The 20,843-nt window shown below is 65.9% G+C and carries 19 protein-coding genes and 2 pseudogenes; 14 read left to right on the forward strand and 7 right to left on the reverse strand.

The annotated features are described in order from the left end of the window. Nucleotides 1-53 precede the first annotated feature (53 nt). Nucleotides 54-1,256, reverse strand: a complete 1,203-nt coding sequence (locus AC1DKD_RS10315) for an MFS transporter (RefSeq protein ID WP_441632482.1) — start codon at nucleotides 1,254-1,256, stop codon at nucleotides 54-56. Nucleotides 1,257-1,362: 106 nt separating this feature from the next. On the opposite strand from AC1DKD_RS10315, the gene AC1DKD_RS10320 reads away from it, so the two are divergent. The 6 genes from AC1DKD_RS10320 (at nucleotide 1,363) to AC1DKD_RS10345 (ending at nucleotide 7,260) form a co-directional block, all read left to right on the forward strand. Next, nucleotides 1,363-2,268 carry a LysR substrate-binding domain-containing protein gene (locus AC1DKD_RS10320; protein ID WP_477143249.1) on the forward strand — a complete coding sequence of 302 codons (906 nt, stop codon included), beginning with the start codon at nucleotides 1,363-1,365 and terminating at the stop codon, nucleotides 2,266-2,268. Between the two features lie 323 nt (nucleotides 2,269-2,591). Next, nucleotides 2,592-3,239 (forward strand): 7-carboxy-7-deazaguanine synthase, encoded by a 648-nt coding sequence (queE, locus tag AC1DKD_RS10325; RefSeq protein ID WP_276290641.1) that lies wholly within the window; start codon nucleotides 2,592-2,594, stop codon nucleotides 3,237-3,239. Nucleotides 3,240-3,285: 46 nt separating this feature from the next. Further along, a complete protein-coding gene (gene queD / locus AC1DKD_RS10330) occupies nucleotides 3,286-3,762 on the forward strand; it encodes a 6-carboxytetrahydropterin synthase QueD (RefSeq protein ID WP_045238451.1) in 477 nt (158 codons plus the stop codon). A gap of 29 nt (nucleotides 3,763-3,791) precedes the next feature. Beyond that, the gene (gene tadA / locus AC1DKD_RS10335) at nucleotides 3,792-4,460 is read left to right on the forward strand and encodes a tRNA adenosine(34) deaminase TadA (protein WP_441632499.1); all 669 of its coding nucleotides are present in this window, start codon (nucleotides 3,792-3,794) and stop codon (nucleotides 4,458-4,460) included. Continuing rightward, nucleotides 4,457-5,431 carry a muramoyltetrapeptide carboxypeptidase gene (ldcA, locus tag AC1DKD_RS10340; protein ID WP_477104212.1) on the forward strand — a complete coding sequence of 325 codons (975 nt, stop codon included), beginning with the start codon at nucleotides 4,457-4,459 and terminating at the stop codon, nucleotides 5,429-5,431. The genes tadA and ldcA overlap by 4 nt, the downstream gene beginning before the upstream one ends. A gap of 218 nt (nucleotides 5,432-5,649) precedes the next feature. Further along, nucleotides 5,650-7,260, forward strand: coding sequence for an ABC-F family ATPase (locus AC1DKD_RS10345; protein WP_477143250.1), 1,611 nt, complete (start codon nucleotides 5,650-5,652; stop codon nucleotides 7,258-7,260). A 108-nt stretch (nucleotides 7,261-7,368) separates the two neighbouring features. On the opposite strand, the gene AC1DKD_RS10350 is transcribed toward AC1DKD_RS10345, so the two are convergent. Next, the gene (locus tag AC1DKD_RS10350) at nucleotides 7,369-8,001 is read right to left on the reverse strand and encodes a hypothetical protein (RefSeq protein WP_441632490.1); all 633 of its coding nucleotides are present in this window, start codon (nucleotides 7,999-8,001) and stop codon (nucleotides 7,369-7,371) included. Between the two features lie 198 nt (nucleotides 8,002-8,199). On the opposite strand from AC1DKD_RS10350, the gene AC1DKD_RS10355 reads away from it, so the two are divergent. The 4 genes and pseudogenes from AC1DKD_RS10355 to AC1DKD_RS10370 all read left to right on the forward strand — a co-directional run bounded on the left by AC1DKD_RS10355 (nucleotide 8,200) and on the right by AC1DKD_RS10370 (nucleotide 13,988). Then, on the forward strand, nucleotides 8,200-9,633 hold the full coding sequence (locus AC1DKD_RS10355; protein ID WP_441632491.1) for an aldehyde dehydrogenase family protein: 1,434 nt from the start codon (nucleotides 8,200-8,202) through the stop codon (nucleotides 9,631-9,633). Between the two features lie 247 nt (nucleotides 9,634-9,880). Then, nucleotides 9,881-12,346, forward strand: coding sequence for a penicillin acylase family protein (locus tag AC1DKD_RS10360; RefSeq protein ID WP_441632493.1), 2,466 nt, complete (start codon nucleotides 9,881-9,883; stop codon nucleotides 12,344-12,346). Nucleotides 12,347-12,517: 171 nt separating this feature from the next. Then, complete coding sequence (locus tag AC1DKD_RS10365) at nucleotides 12,518-13,237, forward strand: glutamine amidotransferase (protein ID WP_441632495.1); 720 nt, start codon at nucleotides 12,518-12,520, stop codon at nucleotides 13,235-13,237. Nucleotides 13,238-13,281: 44 nt separating this feature from the next. Next, nucleotides 13,282-13,988: pseudogene (locus AC1DKD_RS10370) on the forward strand (MOSC domain-containing protein). Nucleotides 13,989-14,024: 36 nt separating this feature from the next. On the opposite strand, the gene AC1DKD_RS10375 reads toward AC1DKD_RS10370, so the two are convergent. Beyond that, entirely contained in the window at nucleotides 14,025-14,210 is a 186-nt protein-coding gene (locus AC1DKD_RS10375) for a DUF1289 domain-containing protein (RefSeq protein WP_045238471.1), read from the reverse strand. 286 nt (nucleotides 14,211-14,496) lie between these two features. Here AC1DKD_RS10375 and AC1DKD_RS10380 point away from each other — a divergent pair, with 286 nt between their 5' ends. Genes AC1DKD_RS10380 through AC1DKD_RS10390 form a run of 3 tightly spaced genes read left to right on the forward strand, consistent with a single transcriptional unit; the run spans nucleotide 14,497 to nucleotide 15,638 of the window. Continuing rightward, nucleotides 14,497-14,973 carry a PaaI family thioesterase gene (locus AC1DKD_RS10380; protein ID WP_441632501.1) on the forward strand — a complete coding sequence of 159 codons (477 nt, stop codon included), beginning with the start codon at nucleotides 14,497-14,499 and terminating at the stop codon, nucleotides 14,971-14,973. A 48-nt stretch (nucleotides 14,974-15,021) separates the two neighbouring features. Next, the gene (locus tag AC1DKD_RS10385) at nucleotides 15,022-15,408 is read left to right on the forward strand and encodes a PaaI family thioesterase (protein WP_441632503.1); all 387 of its coding nucleotides are present in this window, start codon (nucleotides 15,022-15,024) and stop codon (nucleotides 15,406-15,408) included. A gap of 41 nt (nucleotides 15,409-15,449) precedes the next feature. Next, nucleotides 15,450-15,638, forward strand: coding sequence for a hotdog family protein (locus AC1DKD_RS10390; RefSeq protein WP_477143251.1), 189 nt, complete (start codon nucleotides 15,450-15,452; stop codon nucleotides 15,636-15,638). Between the two features lie 245 nt (nucleotides 15,639-15,883). On the opposite strand, the pseudogene AC1DKD_RS10395 reads toward AC1DKD_RS10390, so the two are convergent. The 4 genes and pseudogenes from AC1DKD_RS10395 to AC1DKD_RS10410 form a co-directional block, all read right to left on the reverse strand. Next, nucleotides 15,884-16,743, reverse strand: a pseudogene (locus AC1DKD_RS10395) (asparaginase). A 104-nt stretch (nucleotides 16,744-16,847) separates the two neighbouring features. Next, on the reverse strand, nucleotides 16,848-17,123 hold the full coding sequence (locus AC1DKD_RS10400; RefSeq protein ID WP_441637421.1) for an ElaB/YgaM/YqjD family protein: 276 nt from the start codon (nucleotides 17,121-17,123) through the stop codon (nucleotides 16,848-16,850). A 124-nt stretch (nucleotides 17,124-17,247) separates the two neighbouring features. Beyond that, nucleotides 17,248-17,424 (reverse strand): hypothetical protein, encoded by a 177-nt coding sequence (locus AC1DKD_RS10405; protein ID WP_441637423.1) that lies wholly within the window; start codon nucleotides 17,422-17,424, stop codon nucleotides 17,248-17,250. Nucleotides 17,425-17,665: 241 nt separating this feature from the next. Then, a complete protein-coding gene (locus tag AC1DKD_RS10410; protein ID WP_477112181.1) occupies nucleotides 17,666-18,568 on the reverse strand; it encodes a MurR/RpiR family transcriptional regulator in 903 nt (300 codons plus the stop codon). Nucleotides 18,569-18,875: 307 nt separating this feature from the next. On the opposite strand from AC1DKD_RS10410, the gene pdxR reads away from it, so the two are divergent. Next, nucleotides 18,876-20,378, forward strand: a complete 1,503-nt coding sequence (pdxR, locus tag AC1DKD_RS10415; RefSeq protein ID WP_441637426.1) for a MocR-like pyridoxine biosynthesis transcription factor PdxR — start codon at nucleotides 18,876-18,878, stop codon at nucleotides 20,376-20,378. Nucleotides 20,379-20,843: the final 465 nt, after the last annotated feature.

The following is a 20,843-nucleotide window of genomic DNA, read 5'->3' on the forward strand; positions in this document are numbered from 1 at the left end:
CGCCTTGGCATCATGCCATGGGCGGCCTCGTCCGCAGGGGTGGCGCGCCGGGCTCAGGCCCCGCTGGCCGCCAGTTCGCGTTCGGCGGCGGGCTGCTGGTCAAGCCGGTCCAGGCGGCCGCTCCAGGCGGTCAGGCCCAGTGCCACCAGCACCACCAGCGCGCCAATCCACGGCGTATGCATCAGTCCCATGTGGGTCACGATCAGTCCGCCGGCCCACGCCGCGCCGGCAATGCCCAGGTTGAATGCGGCGATATTCAGGCCCGATGCCACATCCACCGCATCCGGCGCATAGCGCTCCGCCTGCTTGACCACATAGACCTGCAGGCCCGGCACATTGCCGAAGGCAACTGCGCCCCATGCCAGCACGGTAGCTACCACCAGCCAGCGGTGCGCTGCGGTGAAAGTCAGGGCGAACAGTACGAGCGCCAGCAGCAGGAACACGATCTTGAGCGCGGGAATGGGACCGTGGCGGTCTGCCAGGCGTCCGCCCCAGATATTGCCCGCGGCGACCGACACGCCGTAGACCAGCATGACCAGCCCGACCGCGCCGGCGCTGAAGCCCGACACATCCTGCAAGATGGGGGCGAGGAAGGTGAAGGGGATGAACGAACCGCCATAGCCGACCGCGGTCTTGGCGTAGACCAGCAGCAGGCGGGGCTCCGCCAGCACCTTGGCCTGTTGCAGCAGGGAGGCCGGGGCGCTGTGGCGGATATTGGCCGGCACGAACATCAGGCTGCCGACAAAGGCCACCAGGCCGAGCGCCGACACCGCGAGGAAGGTCTCGCGCCAGCCGAAATGCTGGCCGATAAAGGTGCCCAGCGGCACGCCTGTGACGAGGGCAACCGTCAGCCCGGTGAACATGATGGCGATCGCGCTCGCGGCCTTTTCCTTCGGCACCAGGCTGGTAGCGATGGTGGAACCGATCGAGAAGAAGACGCCGTGGGCCAGGCCGGTCAGTATCCGCGCCAGGATTAGCGATTCGTAGCCGGGTGCCTTCCATGCCAGCAGGTTGCCCAGCGTGAACAGCGCCATCAGCGACAGCAGCAGCGCCTTGCGCGGCAGGCGGCCGGTGAGGGCGGTCAGCACGGGGGCGCCAATGGCCACGCCGAGCGCATAGAGGCTGACCAGCAGCCCGGCCGAGGGCAGCGTGATCCTGAGGTCGGCGGCGATGGTGGGAATCAGGCCGACGATGACGAATTCGGTGGTACCGATGGCAAACGCGCTGATGGTCAGCGCGAACAGGGCAATGGGCATGGTTAGCTCCAGGAGCGTCCGGGAATTGGGATGGGCGCAGTTTGCCGCTGTCTTTGTTGCGGAATAAGTGGGTGATCTGGATAAGATATTTGATTAGTATTCAAGAATGAAGATCACTCTCGAAGAACTGCAGGCCTTTGCCACTGTGGTGGATAGCGGCTCCATTACGGCCGCGGCCGAGCAACTGGGGCAGACCGTGTCGGGGATCAGCCGCGCGCTGAGCCGCCTGGAGGAGAAGGTGGGCACGACGTTGCTGCACCGGACCACCCGGCGGCTGGCCTTGAGCGAGGAGGGCGAGGCGCTGCTGGCGCATGGCCGCGCCATCCTTGCCTCGGTCGAACTGGCGGAGGAGCAGATGGCCGTGCGCCGCCAGCAGCCGGTGGGGCGGCTGCGGGTCAATGCGGCATCGCCCTTCATGCTGCATGTGGTCGTGCCGCTGGTCGGGGAATTCCGCCGCGCCTATCCCGGGATCGAGCTGRAACTCAATACCAACGACCAGATCATCGACCTGCTGGAGCACCGCACCGACGTGGCGATCCGTATTGGCCCGCTGCGCGATTCCACGCTGCATGCCCGGTCCCTGGCCAGCAGCCGGGTGCGCGTGCTGGCCAGTCCGGCCTATCTGAAGGCAAGGGGTCGCCCGGAAACGGTGGCGGACCTTGCCGGCCACAGCCTGCTGGGCTTCAACCAGCCGGATTCGCTCAACCGCTGGCCCCTGCGCGGCGCCATGGGCGAGGAGGTGCAGATTGCGCCGCATCTGGCGGCGTCCAGCGGCGAGACCCTGCGCCAGCTGGCGCTGGCCGGCGAGGGGCTGGTCTGTTTGTCCGATTTCATGACCGAGGCCGACCGGCGCCGCGGCGATCTGGTCCAGGTGCTGATGGGGAGCACCATCGACGAACGGCAGTCCATCAATGCGGTCTACTACCTCAACACCCAGCTTTCGGCGCGCATTGCCAGTTTCCTGGACTTTGTCGGCGAGCGGTTGCGTACGGCCGGCTGGGCGAAAGTCTAGGCGGGTATGTGGCCCGGAGCAGACTTGTCTCCGGAGCAGGGGAAGGAGGTAGAAGAGGGGGCGGCTGGAGCCGATCCCGTACCTGTGCGAAAATAGCGAGTTAGCCGCAGCTTGCCCGCCATTCGCCGCGCGTCGCTCCCCTGGAACACTCCTCCCGGCCTCCGCCATGCGCGACCCGGGACTTGCCTGCGCCATGCGCAGTTTGCCGGCCCCCGGCCTGAGCGCTCCGCCGACGTGTTTCGCCGACGCGCCTCGCCGTCGGGCCGCATCGTGACTGCATCACCCACAATTACCTACAGCTACCTAAAGCTTTACCAGCCAGCATGACTTACGCCGTCAAGGAAATCTTCTACACACTGCAGGGCGAAGGCGCCAACGCGGGCCGTGCCGCAGTGTTCTGCCGCTTCTCCGGATGCAATCTCTGGAGCGGCCGGGAGGAAGACCGTGCCAGCGCGGTCTGCCAGTTCTGCGATACCGACTTCGTCGGCACCGACGGCACCGAGGGCGGCAAGTACCGCACCGCCGATGCGCTCGCCGACATGGTCGCGGCCCAGTGGCCGCAGTCCGTGGAGAGCAGCGCCGCCGGACGGCCGCTGGTGGTCTGCACCGGCGGCGAGCCGCTGCTGCAGCTTGACGCGCCCCTGATCGACGCCCTGCATGCGCGCGGCTTCGAGATCGCCATCGAGACCAATGGCACGCTGCCGGTGCCGGACGGCGTCGACTGGGTTTGCGTGAGCCCCAAGATGGGCGCCGAACTGGTGGTCAAGCGCGGCGACGAGCTCAAGGTGGTGATTCCCCAGGATGGCCAGGATTTCGCCGCATACGAGCGCCTTGATTTCCGCTATTTCCTGGTGCAGGCCATGGACGGCCCGCTGGCACGGCAGAATACCGCCCTCGCGGTGGACTTCTGCCAGCGCCGCCCGCTCTGGCGCCTCTCGCTGCAAACCCACAAGCTGTTAGGCATCCGGTAAATCGCACCGGCACGCTTCGGCATCCCCTCGGCACCCATCGGCCCTCATGAACAAGCAAGTTTCCATTACCCGCCGGCTGGAGTTCGACTCCGGCCACCGTATCCCCAACCATGGCGGCCAGTGCCGCAACATCCATGGCCATCGCTATCGCCTTGACCTGACGCTGTCGGGCGAGGTGCTGCATCGCGCCGGTGCCTCGGACGAGGGCATGATCCTGGATTTCAGCGATATCAAGGCGCTGGCCACGGAGCACCTGGTCTCCAAGTGGGACCACGCCTTCCTGATCTATCGCGGCGACACGGCGCTGCTGAATTTCCTGCAGACCATGGACGGGCACAAGACGGTCGTGCTCGATGCGATTCCCACCGTGGAGAACCTGGCCCAGATCGCCTTCGACATGCTCGCGCCGGTGTTCAAGGATTGCTTTGGCCACCAGTTGCAGCTCACGCGCCTGGTGCTGTTCGAGACCCCGAACTGCTGGGCCGAGGTCAGCGCCGCCTTCACCCTGCCCGCGCAGGACTGAGGCGGCCGACCCAGCGCATGCCAGCCGAGATGAACGCGCCGATCCTTCCGCCGCAGGCGGCCGACGCCAGTGCCGATCCCGCCCTGGAGCGCGACCGCCGCTACATGCAGGCCGCGCTCGACGAGGCACGCCTGGCCGAAGCCGCCGGCGAAGTGCCGGTGGGCGCGGTGGTGGTGTGGAACGACACCATCATCGCCCGCGGCCATAACCTGCCGATCCGCTCGGTCGATCCCTCCGCCCACGCGGAAATGCAGGCACTGCGCGCCGCCGCGCAGGTGATCGGCAACTACCGCATGCCGGAGTGCGAGTTGTACGTGACGCTGGAACCGTGCGTGATGTGCAGCGGCGCCATCCTGCATGCGCGGATCCGCCACGTGGTGTTTGGCGCCACCGATCCCAAGACGGGCGCCGCCGGCAGCGTGCTCAACCTGTTCGAGCAGGCCCAGCTCAATCACCAGACCACGATCGCCGGCGGTGTGCTGGCCGACGACTGCTCGCGCATGCTGAAGGATTTCTTCGGCGGCAGGCGCCGGGCGCAGAAGGCTGCCCAGAAAGCGGCGTTGGCAGCGGCGCAGGCAGCGGCTGGCGACGCTTCCGGGAGCGATGCCCGGCCCGTCGCGCCGGGTTGCGCGCATTGCAGCCGCGAAGTCACCACTCGTTCCACTGAAACCGACCCAAGCCAAAACCCCGAAGCATGAGCCAGCCCACGACCACGCCCACGCCACCCACTGAAGTCCGCCTGATCGCTTCGTCGGGCTATCCGCACGATGTCGCCATCGCCGCGCGCGGCTGCGCCTGGCTCAAGGGACATGGCTTCCATGTCGGCAATCCGGACGTGCTGGCGCGCCGCTACCTGCGCTTCGGCGGCAGCGATGCCGAGCGCCTGGCGGACCTGCATGCCATCGGCACCGGCATGGCGCACGAGCTGACGCTGGCGGTGCGGGGCGGCTACGGCATTGCGCGGTTGCTGGAGCGCGTGGACTTCGCCCGCATCGCCGAACAGGCGCGCGCCAGCCAGACGCCAATCGTCGGGCATAGCGATTTCACGGCCTTCCAGCTGGCTTACCTGGCGGCCACGGGCGGGGTCACTTTCGCCGGCCCCATGCTGCTGGCGGATTTCGGTGTGGACGTGGTCGATCCGTTCATGTGGGAGCATTTCGACGGCGTGCTGCGCAATCCGGCGTATGCCGTCGACGTGGCCGCGCCGCAGGCCGGCGGCCAGCCCTTTACCGGCACGTTGTCGGGCACGCTGTGGGGCGGCAACATGGCGATGCTGTGCAGCTTGCTGGGCACGCCCTTCATGCCGGCCGTGGAGGGCGGCATCCTGTTCCTCGAGGACGTCAACGAGCCGCCATACCGGATCGAGCGCATGCTGCTGCAGCTGGACCAGGCCGGCGTGCTTGGCGCGCAGCGCGCGATCGTGCTGGGCGACTTCTCCAACTACCGCGTGACCGATTACGACAATGGCTACGACCTGCCCGCGGTGGTGGCTTACCTGCAGGAGCGGCTGGACGTGCCGGTGCTCACCGGCCTGCCGTTCGGCCACTGCCCGCGCAAGCTGACCCTGCCGGTGGGCGGGCAGGCGCAGTTGAGCGCACGTGCGGACGGCTTTTCGCTGTCGCTGTCGGGGTATCCGGTGTTGAAAGCAGCGGTATCCACCCACATCTGAGGCCTATCGCTTCGTTCCTTTGCCCGCGAGTGGTAAAATCGCGGGTTGTTTCCCGATTTCCCCGCCAGGGCCCCCGCGCCAACGCACCGCCAGGTCGCCACGCCGGGCCTTTAGCCGCCCACGCTGCCAAGCGATCAGCATTTTGCCCGGTCCTTGGCAAGCGGCAGCCCGAGGCAAGCGCGAGTCCCGCGCCTCATCATCCATACAAGGTTCCAGACGTGCTTTCTACCGCAAACATCACCATGCAGTTCGGCCCCAAGCCGTTGTTCGAGAATATCTCGGTCAAGTTCGGCGAGGGCAACCGCTACGGCTTGATCGGCGCGAACGGCTGCGGCAAGTCGACCTTCATGAAGATCCTCGGCGGGGATCTCGAACAGTCCGCCGGCACCGTCATGCTGGAGCCGGGCGTGCGCCTGGGCAAGCTGCGCCAGGACCAGTTCGCCTATGAAGACATGCGTGTGCTGGACGTGGTCATGATGGGCCACACCGAGATGTGGGCCGCCGCCGCCGAGCGCGACGCCATCTACGCGAACCCCGAAGCGACCGACGAAGACTACATGAAGGCCGCCGAGCTGGAAGCCAAGTATGCCGAGTACGACGGCTACACGGCCGAGGCGCGTGCCGGCGAACTGCTGCTGGGCGTGGGCATCCCCACCGACCAGCACCAGGGCACCATGAGCAACGTGGCGCCGGGCTGGAAACTGCGTGTGCTGCTGGCGCAGGCACTGTTCTCGAACCCGGACGTGCTGCTGCTCGACGAGCCGACCAACAACCTGGACATCAATACGATCCGCTGGCTGGAACAAGTGCTCAACGAGCGCAATTCCACCATGATCATCATTTCCCACGATCGCCACTTCCTGAACTCTGTGTGCACGCACATGGCCGACATGGACTACGGCACGCTCAAGGTCTACCCGGGCAACTACGACGACTACATGGAAGCCTCCATGCAGGCGCGCGAACGCCAGCTGGCGGCCAACACCCGTGCCAAGGAGCGTATCGGCGAACTGCAGGACTTCGTGCGCCGCTTCTCGGCCAACAAGTCCAAGGCACGCCAGGCCACCTCGCGCSYGAAGCAGATCGACAAGATCAAGGTSGARGACATCAAGCCGTCRTCGCGCCAGAACCCGTTCRTCCGCTTCGAGTTCGAGAAGAAGCTGCAYAACCTGGCGGTSGARGYGGARGGCATCACCAAGACCTACGACCGCAAGGTCATCAACAACCTGTCGATGGCGATCCAGGCCGGCGAGCGCGTGGCCATCATCGGCGAGAACGGCGCCGGCAAGACCACCTTGCTGCGCAGCCTGCTGGGCAGCACCATCAAGGGCGGCGTGGAAGTCGATCGCGGCACCATCAAGTGGGCCGAGAACGCCAATGTCGGCTATATGCCGCAGGACACCTTCGAGGAATTCCCGGTCGACCGCGACCTGATCGACTGGATGAGCCAGTGGACCCAGGCCGGCGACGACGACCAGTCGCTGCGCGGCACCATGGGCCGCCTGCTGTTCTCCGCCGACGACATCAAGAAATCCGTCAAGGTGCTGTCCGGCGGCGAGAAGGGCCGCATGATCTGGGGCAAGCTGATGCTGGGTCGCCACAATGTGCTGGCGCTCGACGAGCCGACCAATCACATGGACATGGAATCGATCGAGTCACTGCAGATCGCGCTGGACAAGTTCACCGGCACGCTGGTCTTCGTCTCGCACGACCGCGTGTTCGTCAGCGGCCTGGCCACGCGCGTGATCGAAGTGCGCAACGATGGCACGCTGACCGATTACCTGGGTACGTATGACGAGTACCTGGAGTCGCAGGGTATCGACGGCTAAGCCAGCCGGAAGGGCGCCGGGCAACCGGACTGCCCCGCAGGAAACGAGAAGGGCCGCCATGTGCGGCCCTTCTCGTTTTTCCCCCTTCATGCAATCCAGGACGGCGGCTCAGGCAGCCGCATGCCCGTCGTCGCGCACCATCCTGTCGAGCTGGTCGATGATGGCGCCGGCCGTGATTTCGCCTTTGGCCTTGTGCAGGGCCGTGTAAAGCGGGTCGCGCAGTGCTGCAAGTTCGGCGAATCCGGCGGCCTTTTCCACCTTGACCTGCAGCAGGTAGCCGCGCAGGCCGAGATGATGGCCGATGACATCCGTATAGAAGTGATAGAGCTGCTGGTAAGTGCCGCCAGCCTGTTGGTCGGCGGATTGGGACGCGTGCTGAGTCGCATCGGCTTCGTCCGGTGGCTGCATGCTGGCGCTCCGCATGGCGTACATGGAAAAGACGCTGTCGGCCTTGCGGTCCGGATCGTCAGCGCTGGCCGCCGCCGCGACCGGGTTTGCTGGGGTAGTGCCGGATACGGCAAGCTGCGGGGCGGGTTCCGCGTGGATCAGCCCGGCATCCAGCAACGCTTCGATGGCCTCTGGTCCCACCCCCATGCCACCGGTCTGGGCCAGCAGCTCGCTGCGCCGGCGCTCGCCGTTGACGATCAGCAGCAAGGCGCGCAATTTATGGTCCAGCTTGCGCGAGCGTGTGCGTATTTCGTCCTGGCCTTGCTCGGTTTTACGGAAAACCGGATCAGTCATGTCTCCCTCCCTTTGTTCTTGGCTGTGCAGTTTGCTGCACTACGCACCAGGCGGCTCGCCGGCCGATTATCGCCACGTTGTTAGAGGAGCACTGGCGCGCTGCAAAAAAAAAGAGTCGCCAAACCGCACTACAATGTGGTGCACCAGAAAAGTAACAAAATTTGCACCCGCCTATTCACCCAACTGAAAACTGTGGCCATGCAACAACGAGACAAACTCTTTATCAACGGTAAGTGGGTTGCCCCGCACGGTACCGGCCTGATCAACGTTATCCATTCCACGACCGAGGCCGTCATGGGCCGTATTCCGGAAGGCCATGCGCGCGACGCCGAGGACGCCATCCAGGCGGCGCGGGCCGCCTTCGACAGCTGGTCGGCCACGCCGCCCGGCGTGCGCGCCGGCTATATCCGCAAGATCGCGGAGGGCCTGAAGGAGCGCAGCGAGGAACTGGCCCAACTGATTGCGGGCGAAGTCGGCATGCCGATCAAGCTGGCGCGCGCCATCCAGGTGGGCGGCCCGGTCTACAACTGGGCGCAGGCCGCCAAGCTCCTCGACACCTTCGCCTTCGAGGAAGAGGTCGGCAACTCGCTGGTGGTGCGCGAGCCGGTGGGCGTGGTGGCGGCCATTACGCCGTGGAACTACCCGCTCAACCAGATCACGCTGAAGGTGGCGCCGGCGCTAGCCGCGGGCTGTACCGTGGTGCTCAAGCCGTCTGAAGTGGCGCCGCTCAACGCCTTCGTGCTGGCCGAGGTGATCGAGGCCGCCGGGCTGCCGCCGGGCGTGTTCAACCTGGTCACCGGCTATGGCCCGGTGGTGGGCGAGGTCCTGGCCAGCCACCCCGAAGTGGATATGGTGTCGTTCACGGGTTCCACGCGGGCCGGCAAGCGCGTGTCGGAGCTGGGCGCGCAGAGCGTCAAGCGCGTGGCGCTGGAGCTGGGCGGCAAGTCCGCTTCGGTGATCCTGGACGACGCGGACCTGCCTGCCGCGGTCAAGGGCACCATCGGCGCCTGTTTCCTCAATTCCGGCCAGACCTGCTCGGCGCACACCCGCATGCTGGTGCCGCGCGCACGGTACGACGAGGTCAAGGCCATCGCCAGGAAGGTGGTCGAGGGCTATACGGTGGGCGACCCGCTGCAGGAAACCAGCCGGCTTGGCCCGCTGATCTCCGCCGCGCAGAAGGATCGCGTGACCGGCTATATCCAGCGCGGCATCAACGAGGGCGCCGAACTGGTGGCGGGCGGTCCCGAGGCGCCGGAAGGCCTGGACAAGGGCTTCTTCGTCAAGCCGACGGTGCTGGGCAATGTCGATCCCAAGGCGACGGTAGCGCAGGAAGAGATCTTCGGCCCGGTGCTTTCGATCATCTGCTATGACACCGAGGAAGATGCCGTGCGCATCGCCAATGACAGCATTTACGGGCTGGGTGGCGGCGTGTGGTCGGGCGACGAGGCCCGCGCCATCCGCGTGGCGCGCCGCATCCGCACCGGCCAGGTCGATATCAACGGCGGCCCGTTCAATATGCAGGCGCCGTTTGGCGGCTACAAGCAGTCCGGCAACGGGCGCGAGGCGGGCAAGTACGGCCTGGAAGAGTTCCTCGAGTACAAATCCCTGCAACTGAAGAAGCCGGCCGCCTGAGACCGGCAGCCGGCGGGGCGGGTGCGCTGAACCATGCGCACTCGCCCCGCAGCAGGAACGATGCCCGGCTGGTCCGGGCATTTTTTTGGCCGCCAAGCCCGCTCGCCCCAGCGCTGCGGCTTCGGCGATAATGCCGGAGTTCCGCCTGCCTGCCATGCGCCTGCGAGCGTGCCGGCGGGCCAAGGGACACGGGAAAAGAACATAAATAACGACGCGGGTGCGGCGTGCCACGCGGGGAGAGGGAGCGATGCGTTGGTTGAAACGRCTGGCCTGGCTGGTATTGATGCCGGCGGTGCTGGTAGTGGTGGGCACGCTGGGTGCCTATGTCTGGTACCGGCAGGCATCGCAGCCGCTGACCGCCGGCACGCTGAAGCTGCCCGGCCTGCGCGAGAGCGTGTCGATCGTCAGGGACCGCCACGCCGTGCCGCACATCAAGGCGGCCAATGCGCAGGATGCCTACTTTGCGCTCGGCTTCGTCCATGCGCAGGACCGCTTGTGGCAGATGCAGATGAACAAGCGCATTGCGGCGGGCCGCCTGGCCGAGATCCTGGGGCCGCCCGCGCTCGATACCGACCGCTTCCTGCGCACCCTGGGCGTGCGGCGCAACGCCGAAGCCATCCTTGCCCAGTCCTCCGACGAGACGCGCGCCGCGTTGCAGGCCTATGCCGACGGCGTGAATGCCTATATCGATGGCCGCAAGGGGCCGTTGCCACCTGAATTCCTGATCCTGCGCACGCAGCCCGAACACTGGGAGCCGGTCGATTCGCTGGCCTGGCAGACCATGATGGCGTGGGACCTGGGCGGCAACTGGACCCAGGAGACGCTGCGCATGCGGCTGGCGCAGGTGCTGCCGGTCTCGCGCATCAGTGAACTGCTGGCGCCTTATCCCGGCGAGCGGCCGCTTCGCACCATGGACTACGGCAACCTCTACCGTCACCTGGCGCCGCTGGCTACCGCCATGGCGCGCGTCGAGCAGCAGGCGCCGCCCGGCTACGTGGAGGGGATGGGTTCGAATAACTGGGTGGTGTCGGGCGCCCATACGCGCTCGGGCAAGCCGCTGCTGGCCAATGATCCGCACCTGGGGCTGCAGGCGCCGGCGCTTTGGTACTTCGCGCACTTGCAGGCGCCCGGGCTGGACGTCACGGGCGCCACGCTGCCGGGCACGCCGGTGGTGGCGCTTGGGCATAACCAGCGCATCGCCTGGGGCTTCACCAATACCGCCCCCGATGTGCAGGACCTGTTCATCGAGCGCCTGCAGCCGGGCAGCACTCAGCGCTACCAGATCCCGGACGGCTGGGCGGATTTCATCACGCGCACCGAGACGATCCACGTCAGGGGCGCGCCGGACGTGACCCTGAGCGTGCGCGAGACGCGCCATGGCCCCGTGATTTCCGACGTGGCCGAGCCCGTGGCGACCGCCGCGGCGCCGCTTGGGGCGCAGTACGTCGTGGCCTTCCAGTGGACCGCGCTGCGCGCCGACGACCGGACCTTGCAGGCCGGGCTGGCGTTGAACCGCGCTACCGACTGGGCCAGCTTCCTGAAGTCGCTGCGCGATTTTCATTCGCCCCAGCAAAATATCGTCTACGCCGATGTGGACGGCAACATCGGCTTTATCGCGCCCGGCCGCGTGCCGCTGCGTCGCGCCGACAACGACCTGAAGGGTTTGGCGCCGGCCCCTGGCTGGGATGCGCGCTACGACTGGACCGGGTTTATTCCATTCGACCAGTTGCCGCGCAGCTTCAATCCGCCCGAGGGCGTGATCGCCACCGCCAACCAGAAGATCGTCGAGGACGATTACCCGTATTTCCTGACCAGCGAATGGACCGTGCCATATCGCTACCAGCGCATCCGCACGCTGATCGATGCCACCCAGCGGCATACCATGGACAGCTTTGCCGCGATCCAGAAAGACACGCTCTCGCTGGCCGTGCGCGATGCCTTGCCGCTGCTGCTATCGGCCTCATTCGCCAGCAATCCGGCGCTGCCGCCTCGCGAGCGCGCGCTGATCGAGTCGCTGCGCAAATGGGACGGCGATATGCAGGCCGGCCTTGCCGAGCCGCTGGTGGCCACGGCCTGGCTGCGCGAGCTGTCGCGCGGGTTGTTCGAGGACAAGGTGGGCGATACGCTGTTCAGCCGGCTGTGGGAGCAGCGCAACGTACAGCAGCCCATGCTCAACGTGTTGCGCAATCCCAGGGGGCTGGGAGCGTTCTGGTGCGACGATGGCAAGACACCCGGCCAGGAGGACTGCGACGATGCCATTGGCACGGCCTGGCGCCATGCCATCGCCGACCTGGACCAGCGCTATGGCGACAAACCTGAGCGCTGGCGCTGGGGCAAGGCCCACACGGCTCGCTCCGAGCACAAGCCATTCGGCAAGCAGCCTTACCTGGCGGGTTTGTTCAACGTCAAGGTGCCGACTGGCGGTGACACTTACACCGTCAACGTGGGGCGCCACAACCTGCGCGACGAGGCGGCGCCGTTCGAGAGCGTGCATGCGGCAAGCTTGCGCGCCATCTATGACTTGTCCGACCTGTCCGAATCCCGCTTCATGGACTCGACCGGACAGTCGGGCAACATCATGTCCACGCACTACCGCGACTGGACCGACAAGTGGGCAGCCGTGCAATACATCACCATGGCGGCAGGCCGCCGCGCGCCGGGCAACGAAGCCTTCGATACCCTGGTGCTGCAACCTGCGGGCGCAGGGCGCTGAGACTGGCTTGCCTCCGGTGCCGGGGCACGGGTGCCGGACGGAAGCATCATGCCGTGATGCTTTGCGCGGAAACCGGATCCACGCGGGGCGTGCTGCACATGGCGCATGCAGCGCCGGTCGTATGCCGCTAATATCGGTGCTTTGCGTCGATCCAACGGGATGCCCGCCGCCATGTCCACTACCACCAGAGCCCTGACCACCCATGTGATCCAGCACGTTGCGTTCGAAGACGCCGGCGTGCTGGGCGACGCCTTGCGCGAGCGCGGGCATACCCTGCGCGTGCTGCGCGCGGGCATCGACGACCTGAGCGTCATCAGGGAGCAGCCAGCCGATCTGCTGGTGGTGCTGGGCGGCCCCATCGGCGTGTACGAGAACGAGGCCTATCCCTGGCTGGACGGGCAGATCGACATCATCCGGGCCCGGCTGGATGCCGGCGCGCCGATGATCGGCGTCTGCCTGGGCGCGCAGTTGATTGCGCGCGCGGCCGGTGCGCGCGTCTATCCGGGCACGCGCGAGATCGGCTGGGCGCCGGTCCAGCCCACGCCGGCGGGCCGGGATTCGCCACTGGCCGAGCTGGAGGCCGCCGACTGGCATGTGCTGCACTGGCACGGCGATACTTTTGACCTGCCCGCGGGCGCCCGGTTGCTGGCCTCGACTCCGGCGGTAGTGCACCAGGCCTATGCCATCGGCCAGCATGTGCTGGCCCTGCAGTTCCATCCCGAGGTGAGGCCCGGCGAGCTGGAAGGCTGGCTGGTTGGGCACACCGTGGAACTCGGCAAGGCCGGCATCGATCCGCGCGTGATCCGGGCGCGCACGGCAGAGATCGGCGACCGGGTGGCTGCGGCGGGCCGGCGCATGTTTGACCGGTGGCTGGATGAGGCGGGCTTGTGACGCCCGTCTCGGACCAGCAGGGCAATGCGCAAGCGGCGGCCAGCATGCCCCTGCTGACAACGCGAGTCGACTGCGTACTGCTGGGCGCGGTGCGCCCCTTCGGGCCGAAAGGCGTGCCCAGCGGCATGGACAAGCAGCCGGTCGGGTCTGCTGTGCGCGTCACGGCACTGGGCCTGGCCGGGGACGAGCAGGGCGACCCCAGGCACCATGGCGGTCCGGAAAAGGCCGTTCACCATTACGCCTTCGACCACTACCCGGCCTGGCGCCAGGAACTGGCCGCGCATTCCACGCAGGCCGCCGAGGTGCTGGCGCGGCCCGGCGCGTTTGGCGAGAACGTGAGTAGTGCCGGACTGACCGAAGCCGATGTCTGCATTGGCGATCGTTTCCGCCTTGGACGGGCGCTGGTCGAAGTCTCCCAGGCTCGCCAGCCCTGCTGGAAGCTGAATCACCGTTTCGGGCATGCGGGCATGGCGCGCGCGGTCCAGCAAAGCCTGCGCACCGGCTGGTACTACAGGGTGCTGGAAGAGGGTGAGTTGATCCCTGGCGACAACCTTGTGCTGGTGGAACGGCCTTGTCCCGACTGGAGCCTGCGCAGATTGCTGCATGTGCTGTATGTGGATCGGCTGGATACCGGCGCACTGGCCGCGATGGCGGCATTGCCGGCACTGGCCGAGAGCTGGCGCAAGCTCGCGCGCCAGCGCCTGGAGCGCGCGAAGTGGAAGATATGGAGGGTCGCCTGGCGGGCGGTTGAATGCGGGCCGGCGCCGTGCCGGCCGAGTGCGGGAGATCAGCCCTGGCGGAAGCGCTTTGCCGTTGCTTCGCGCGTGATGCGTTCCCACACCGCCTGTTTTTCCGTGTCGTCCAGGAAGACCCAGTTGCTGACCTCCATGGCGGTGCGGCCGCAGCCCTGGCAGATCTCATCGAACAAGGTCGAGCAGATGCCGATGCAAGGGCTGTCCGGCCGGTCGAACAGTCCTTCGTCGCCGCGCGGGGAACTGGACTGTGACTCCGGCTGCCCACTGGATTGCGGGGCGAGCTGGCTGGCGTCTTGCGGGTTTGAAGGCATGCGGCGGAAAGGCGGGCGGGATGGGCGGACATTATAAACGGCTGGCCGCGCCGGCACCGGCGAAGGGATGGTTCGCAGGGCGCGGCGCCGTTGCGGCCGCTTGCCCATTGCCGATTACCGTCAAGGTAATTGAGCGTCGCCGCCGCCGCGCCTAGGCTGTACGTGTCCCGACCCGCTTCAGCAGGAGCCCATGATGCTGTCCCTGATTCCCGCCTTGTCCAGCGCAGCAAGCGCCGCCGCCACGCCTTGCGTCGATCCGCGCATCCGCCACTACGTCGAGCAGGTGCTGATGGGCTCGCCGGTGGCGCGTGCCGTTGGCATCGTGCTGGATGTGTTGACATCCGACCACGTTGAATTGCTCTTGCCCTTCAAGGCCGGCAACGTGACGGTGGGCGAGATCGTGCATGGCGGCGTGATCGCGACCCTGATCGATGTGGCGGGTGCCGCCGCGGCAGCTTCCGGTGTCGATGCCGACAGCATGCGCGGCGGCGCGACCAGTTCGCTGAATATCCAGTATCTCGAAGCGGCCGGCGGGGCTGACCTGCGCGCCGTCGCGACCGTGGTGAGGCGAGGGCGCCGCCAGGTGGTGACCGAGGTCGCTGTCTACGCGGAAAGGGCGGACCAGGCCGAACTGGTAGCCAAGGCCCTGATGAGCAGCGCCTTGTTCTGATCTGAACGGCTGCGCAGGCTGGCAGCGATCAGCCAGCTTGCCCGCTGCCTGCATCCCGCGGCTCCGCATCTAGTTGCCGCGCCAGTTCTTCCGCGGCCCGCCGGATCGGCTGGCCGCTGCGCGCCACCTTGGCGAGAATCAGCGCGCCCTGCCAGCCGCAGAGCCAACGCGCGGGGCTTTGCCCACGGCGGGCTGATCACTGCCCTGGCCGACAACGCCATGGGCCTGTCGTGCGGGATGCAGTTCGCCGAGCCGCGCAGTCTTGTCACCGTGAATCTTTCGATCGATTTCCTCAGCGTGGCCAGGATCGGGCAGTGGCTGCTGTTCGAGACATCCTTTACCAAGGTTGGCGGCACCCTGTGCTTTGCGCAAGCCTTCGTCACGGCCGATGGCGTGGCTTGTGCCCGGGCCAACGCGACCTTCCGCGCGATGTAGCAGTCGTTGCCGGCGCCGCCGGCATTTTTAAACCCAACTGCATGGCGCCTGCCGTGGGGCAGGCCTTCGTGGCGCGCGCTACCGTGGCCAGGGCGGGCAAGCGGCAGGTGTTCGCGCGGGCGGATGTGTTCGCGGAGCAGGACGGAGAGCTTCGCCTGGTGGCTTCGGGCGAGGTGATCCTGGTGCCTGTGGATTCGCCTGCCGCCAAGGTGCCATCACAAGCGGTTTAGCCCATTAGTGCAATTAACGGCCAAATTTTTGCCACCCACGAAAAACCGGCGCCGTCCCGCAGGCGTGTGATAGTTCAAGCGTGAAGGACTTCGGCGCAGCCAACCGCCTGCAAGGCAGGGGGCAAGGCCAGAATGGAAGAATGGAAAATGGCAGTCCGGTCGCTGCGCGACCGGACTGCCATTCAGGAGGCGCGGTCATGCCGCGCGGGACCTTCAGCAAGCCGTGGAAGCCGTGCTCAATACGCTCAATACTTCCACAAGATCTTCTGCAGTTCCTTGCTGTCGTTGGTCTTTGTCAGCGCCAGCGCCATCAGGATGCGCGCCTTTTGCGGCAATTGGTCGTCGGTCACCAGCCAGTCGTACTTGTCGTCCGGCTGCTCGGCGTTGCGGATCACCGCGCCGCTGCCGGTGCGCGAGGCGCGCACGATCTGCACGCCCTTGGCGCGTGCCGCCTTGAGCGGCTCGACCATGTAGTCGCCCACGCTGCCGTTGCCGGTGGCGGCATAGAGTTCAGCACCACCAGCGTGCCCTTGCCCTTGGATTCGGGGCTGGAGGCCACGAGCACGGCGTCGTACAGGTTGAGCGCGCCGTCCGCGCCCAGGGCAGTGCCAGGGCGCATCGATCCCACCACCACCACCGGCTTGTCGCTCTTCAGCGTCAGGTTGAGGAAGTAGGCGGTTTCCTCAATGGTATCGGTGCCGTGGGTGATCACGATGCCGTCCACGTCGGGCTGCTTGAGCAGTTCCGAAACGCGCTTGCCCAGCTTCAGCAGGCGCTCGTTATTGAAGCTCTCCGAGCCGATCTGGAAGACCTGCTCGCCCTTGACGTTGGCGACCTTCGAGATTTCCGGGACCGAGGCGATGATCTTGTCCACCGGCACCACGGCCGACTGGTAGGCCGCGGTATTGGTGGCGGCAGCGCCGGCGCCGGCAATGGTGCCGCCGGTGCCGATGATGACGATATTGGCCTTGCGGGCTTCGCTGGGGGCGCTCGCCTGCGGCGGCGCGGCGGCGGGCGGGGCAAGCTGCGCATGGGCGGCGCCGGTGGTCAGGCTGGCGGCGAGCAGCAGGGCGCCGATGGTGGTGAGACGGACGGAATGCTTCATGATTCTTCTGGCTCTCTATGGCAGCAGGCAATGCTCGTTGGCCGGACTGCCGGTGAAATCCGCAGTCCGGCCCGAGGGTTTCGTTGGCGCGTGGCGCCGGGGATTTATTTTCTATCGATCAGCCAGCCGATCAACAAGCCGACGGCGGCTGCGACACCGATCGATGTCCAGGGACGTTCATGCACATAATCGTCCGCCAGGCGCGCCGTGTGGCGGCTTTTTTCGACCACGACGTATTGCACGTCCGCCATCTTCTTCTTTGCCTTCTTCAGGCGCGCCTGCACCTTGCCAGGCACTTCCTCCGCCGGCCCGCTCGCGGCGTTGGTGGTGGGTACCAGCAGGCTATCCACTTCGCGCAGGGCGTTCCCGGTATTCGACATGATTTTCTCCTCGTTGAATTGCTTGAATGCTTGGCTCATTCTGGTCAAACGGTTAATCAACTACTGAACGACTGAACTGCGGGAATACTGAATTGCGGCATGAATGAACGACTGGCCGGGATACTCAGTTGTATCCCAGCACGGCGACCGCCTTCAGCTCCTCTTCGTCTGCACTGGTGCCGCAGTCGAAAGGGTCGAACGGGGGACTCGGGAGCGCGGAGGCCTGGGGGGCCGGCATGGGTTGCGACTCTTTGATGATCAGCGGGTAGCTGCGAAGCACATGGTTGGCGATGACTGGCATGGCAAGTCGTTTGTTTCCGGATTGGCGTTCAGATCATGTCGCGAGTTCGCACAAGACGCGCGTTGGTCATGGGGGCGACGTGGTCTCCATTCTGTTTGAAGCTGCGCTTGTTCTCCCTGTGGCAGTGCCGGGGAGGGGCAGGTTCAATGCCTGCCTAGCATAAGGAAGATCCGGCGCGCGAATAAGAGCCAATCCGGAATAGTTGATGGAACCGCCTTCTTGCGTCCTGCCAGGTGGCCGGTCAGGCTGTCGCGCGGCCGGATGAGGATGCATCGAGCCCGTTACCGACGCTGTCTGGCCTGGCGGATTTCCTGATGGCCTCGATGGATTCGAACCGCTGCCTTGTTTCTTCGGGAAAGCGGGCAATGAGCGCGGCGATCAGCGTCTCGGTTTGCGCCAGCGCAGGTACCTTGGTATCGAACGGCGAGTCCGTCCGGACAAAGCTGGTGAGCGTGGCCGCGGAGAAGCCAGCGATCGGCGACTTCCATTCATCGGTGAAGAGGATGATCTTCGCGCCGAGACGTTGCGCGGCGGCGGCAAAGTCGATGACGGTTTTCTGGTATCGGCGATAGTCGTAGACGACGAGGACATCGTCGGGGCCGATGTCGACCAGCACCTCGTTCGCCCGCTCCAAAGCCGGCTCGATATGGCGGACCTTGGGCCGYACATGCGTCAGGAGAGACGTGAAGCGCGCCGCGAGGAATGCACTGGATCGCCCGCCGGTGCAGAACACGGATGATCGCGGCTCGCCAAGCAGATCGACGGCGGTATCGAAGTCTTCCGGCGAAGCGCAGTGCGCCACCCGGCTGACGGACATCGCCAGGCTTGCCAGCAGGGGCTTCTGGAAGTCTTCCCCCGGCCCACCGTGCGTGCTGGCTCCCAGCCGCGAAAGCGGTGAATTCATCGCCTCATCCACCTCCGCCAGCAGCGCCCGCTGGAACGCCGGGTAGCCATCGAACCCGAGCTTCACGACCAGCCGGTACACCGTCGGGTCGCTGACCCCCGCTTGCGCCGCAAGGTTGGAGATGGAGGTCAGCGCGGCGCTCGGATAGCTGGCGAGCAGCGTTTCCGCCACCTTCAGCTCGGACGCGGTAAAGCCGGAAGCCCGGTCTGCCAGCGTGTCTCTGATGGATAACTTGGCCACGCTCTCTCCGGGAGTGGATCATAAAAGGAATGCCAGCCTGAAAGTAATGAGCATTACAGTTCGTGGCATAAAACGGAGAATAGCACTCGCGACATTCCGGACCGATTGCGCGTAAACCCTTGGTTTCGCCAGGGAGATGTGCCGTGTATTGTCTGTCAATGTCATGTTTGTCTCACCGTGGCCCATGTCTATGTATTAGACGTTACAGCGTGCCGTGAGCCGCCGGTACCGCTGGCACGCGACGCCGAATGCGAAGGACAGCCTGTGCCGGGGCATCCTGGTAAGCAGCGTAGAGGGAGCAAGGACCTTGAAAGAGACGCCACTAATCGACTGGCTTCTCGGGCGCAGTCACTGGAGTCAACCCGATCGATCGGGGCTTCCCCTGAACCGGCAGTTGTTCGATGACATCCGCGGCGCGATCCTGGCCGGACAGTTGTCCGCCGGTACACGCTTGCCACCGACACGCGAGGTTGCCAAGGGGCTGAACATTGCCCGCAACACTGTCCTGTATGCGTATGAGCGCCTCACCGATGAGGGCTATACGCTCACGCACGGCGGTAGCGGAACGTATGTTGGCGATGCCCCTCCCGATCCTGTCCTGCGTGATTGCGGGTCCGGCGTAAGCCAGGCGGAGGAGGTCGCAGCAGTGCGCGAGGCGTCTCGCTTATCGGCGCGAGGCCGTGAGTTGCTTGACGGCGCCGGCGCGTCGGACCGGCAGGTGGGCTCGTTTGTGCTCGGCATTCCGGACGTCAGGCAATTCCCGCGCGCGATATGGCAGCGGATCATCACCCAGGTCTGGAAAACGGCTTCCCAGGAGCAACTGGGCTACGGCACCCGGCATGGCTGCCCGCCGCTCAAACGTGCGCTTGCGGAGTACCTGGCCCTGGCGCGCGGCGTCGACTGCCTGCCCGAACAGATCGTCGTGACGCAGGGCAGTCACCAGGCGATCGATCTCTGTGCCCGCCTGCTTGGCGACCCCGGCGACGTGGTGTGGGTCGAAGACCCCGGTTACTGGGGCGCGCGCAGCGTGTTCCGCGCGGCGGGGCTGAAGGTGGAGGCGGTGCCGGTGGACGCGCAGGGCATGCAGCCCCCCGTTGCGCCCGAGACCGGACCCAGGCTCATCTTCGTGACGCCGTCACACCAATACCCCAGCGGCGTGGTGATGAGCCTCGCGCGGCGCCGCCTGCTGACGGAGTTGGCGCATCGGCACAGCGCCTGGATCATCGAAGACGACTATGACAGCGAATTCCGCTACCACGGTGCCCCTTTGCCGTCGCTGCAGGGCCTGGACCCGCATCGCAATACGGTCTACATCGGCAGCTTCTCCAAGGTGCTGTACCCCGGCCTGCGGCTCGGCTTCCTGATCCTGCCGCCGGCGCTTGTGGATGCCTTCGCCGTAGCGCATTCCGAGTTGTATCGCGGCGGGCAATTGCAGATACAGAACGCCCTGGCGAACTTCATTTCGGACGGACACTACGCAGCCCATATCCGACGTATGCGGAAGATCTATGGCGAGCGCCAGGTCCTTCTGACGCAGGAATTGCAGCGCCAGCTAGGCGGCGAGATCGACATCGTCGGCACCGATACCGGGCTGCACCTGACCGTCCTGCTGCGCCGTGCCAGCGATCATCAGGTATCCCGCGCCGCGCTGGCCCACGGGATCGTGGCGCGCTCGCTGTCTTCCTACTTTGCCAATCCGCTGCGCGCGCAGAACGGCCTGGTGCTGGGTTACGGCGGGGTCAGTGAAGAGGAGATCGCGCCCGCGGTGGCCAGGCTCGCGTGCGCGATTGAATCGGTGGGGGATGGTTGACGCGTATCGCCTGTGATCCTGGGCTCCTCGTCGACCTCAACCGGATCATCGGTGGACGTTCGACGAACGTGGGCCCGGGAACCAGGGTTGACCTTGTCGGCGAAACGCACGCGCAAGCGTGCATTCTTGGATGAGATGAGTCAGATTGTTTCCTGGGGCGGACTTGGTCGCACTGATTGAAGCTCAGGGTGATGGCTTCGGTCGTCCAATGTGTGCGACCGGTCCGCAGATCCCCGTTCAGAATTTCAGGCCAGACCGGTAAATGACTTCTGGTTTTGAGTAATGCAATGCCCCCCCCCCGGCTATGATCGCCCTGCCAGTGGAGCGCCACTGGTGGCCGCTCTTGGCGAATTCCATCGGGGTCGCAGGCTTGGCCTGCACYAGGCCGGATATAAGTCTGCAACCAACCCTGATCGAGCATCGCGTGACATTTACCTAGCAAACCGGGGCGCGTTCATATAAGTG

Source organism: Cupriavidus sp. 05T313, from assembly GCF_056396665.1.

Bases quoted from the DNA above. Each gene is read 5' to 3' on its own strand.
- AC1DKD_RS10315 (WP_441632482.1), bottom strand. From the start codon at position 1,256: ATGCCCATTGCCCTGTTCGCGCTGACCATCAGCGCGTTTGCCATCGGT.
- queE (WP_276290641.1), top strand. From the start codon at position 2,592: ATGACTTACGCCGTCAAGGAAATCTTCTACACACTGCAGGGCGAAGGC.
- queD (WP_045238451.1), top strand. From the start codon at position 3,286: ATGAACAAGCAAGTTTCCATTACCCGCCGGCTGGAGTTCGACTCCGGC.
- tadA (WP_441632499.1), top strand. From the start codon at position 3,792: ATGAACGCGCCGATCCTTCCGCCGCAGGCGGCCGACGCCAGTGCCGAT.
- ldcA (WP_477104212.1), top strand. From the start codon at position 4,457: ATGAGCCAGCCCACGACCACGCCCACGCCACCCACTGAAGTCCGCCTG.
- AC1DKD_RS10350 (WP_441632490.1), bottom strand. From the start codon at position 8,001: ATGACTGATCCGGTTTTCCGTAAAACCGAGCAAGGCCAGGACGAAATA.
- AC1DKD_RS10355 (WP_441632491.1), top strand. From the start codon at position 8,200: ATGCAACAACGAGACAAACTCTTTATCAACGGTAAGTGGGTTGCCCCG.
- AC1DKD_RS10365 (WP_441632495.1), top strand. From the start codon at position 12,518: ATGTCCACTACCACCAGAGCCCTGACCACCCATGTGATCCAGCACGTT.
- AC1DKD_RS10380 (WP_441632501.1), top strand. From the start codon at position 14,497: ATGCTGTCCCTGATTCCCGCCTTGTCCAGCGCAGCAAGCGCCGCCGCC.
- AC1DKD_RS10390 (WP_477143251.1), top strand. From the start codon at position 15,450: ATGGCGCCTGCCGTGGGGCAGGCCTTCGTGGCGCGCGCTACCGTGGCC.
- AC1DKD_RS10400 (WP_441637421.1), bottom strand. From the start codon at position 17,123: ATGTCGAATACCGGGAACGCCCTGCGCGAAGTGGATAGCCTGCTGGTA.
- AC1DKD_RS10405 (WP_441637423.1), bottom strand. From the start codon at position 17,424: ATGCCAGTCATCGCCAACCATGTGCTTCGCAGCTACCCGCTGATCATC.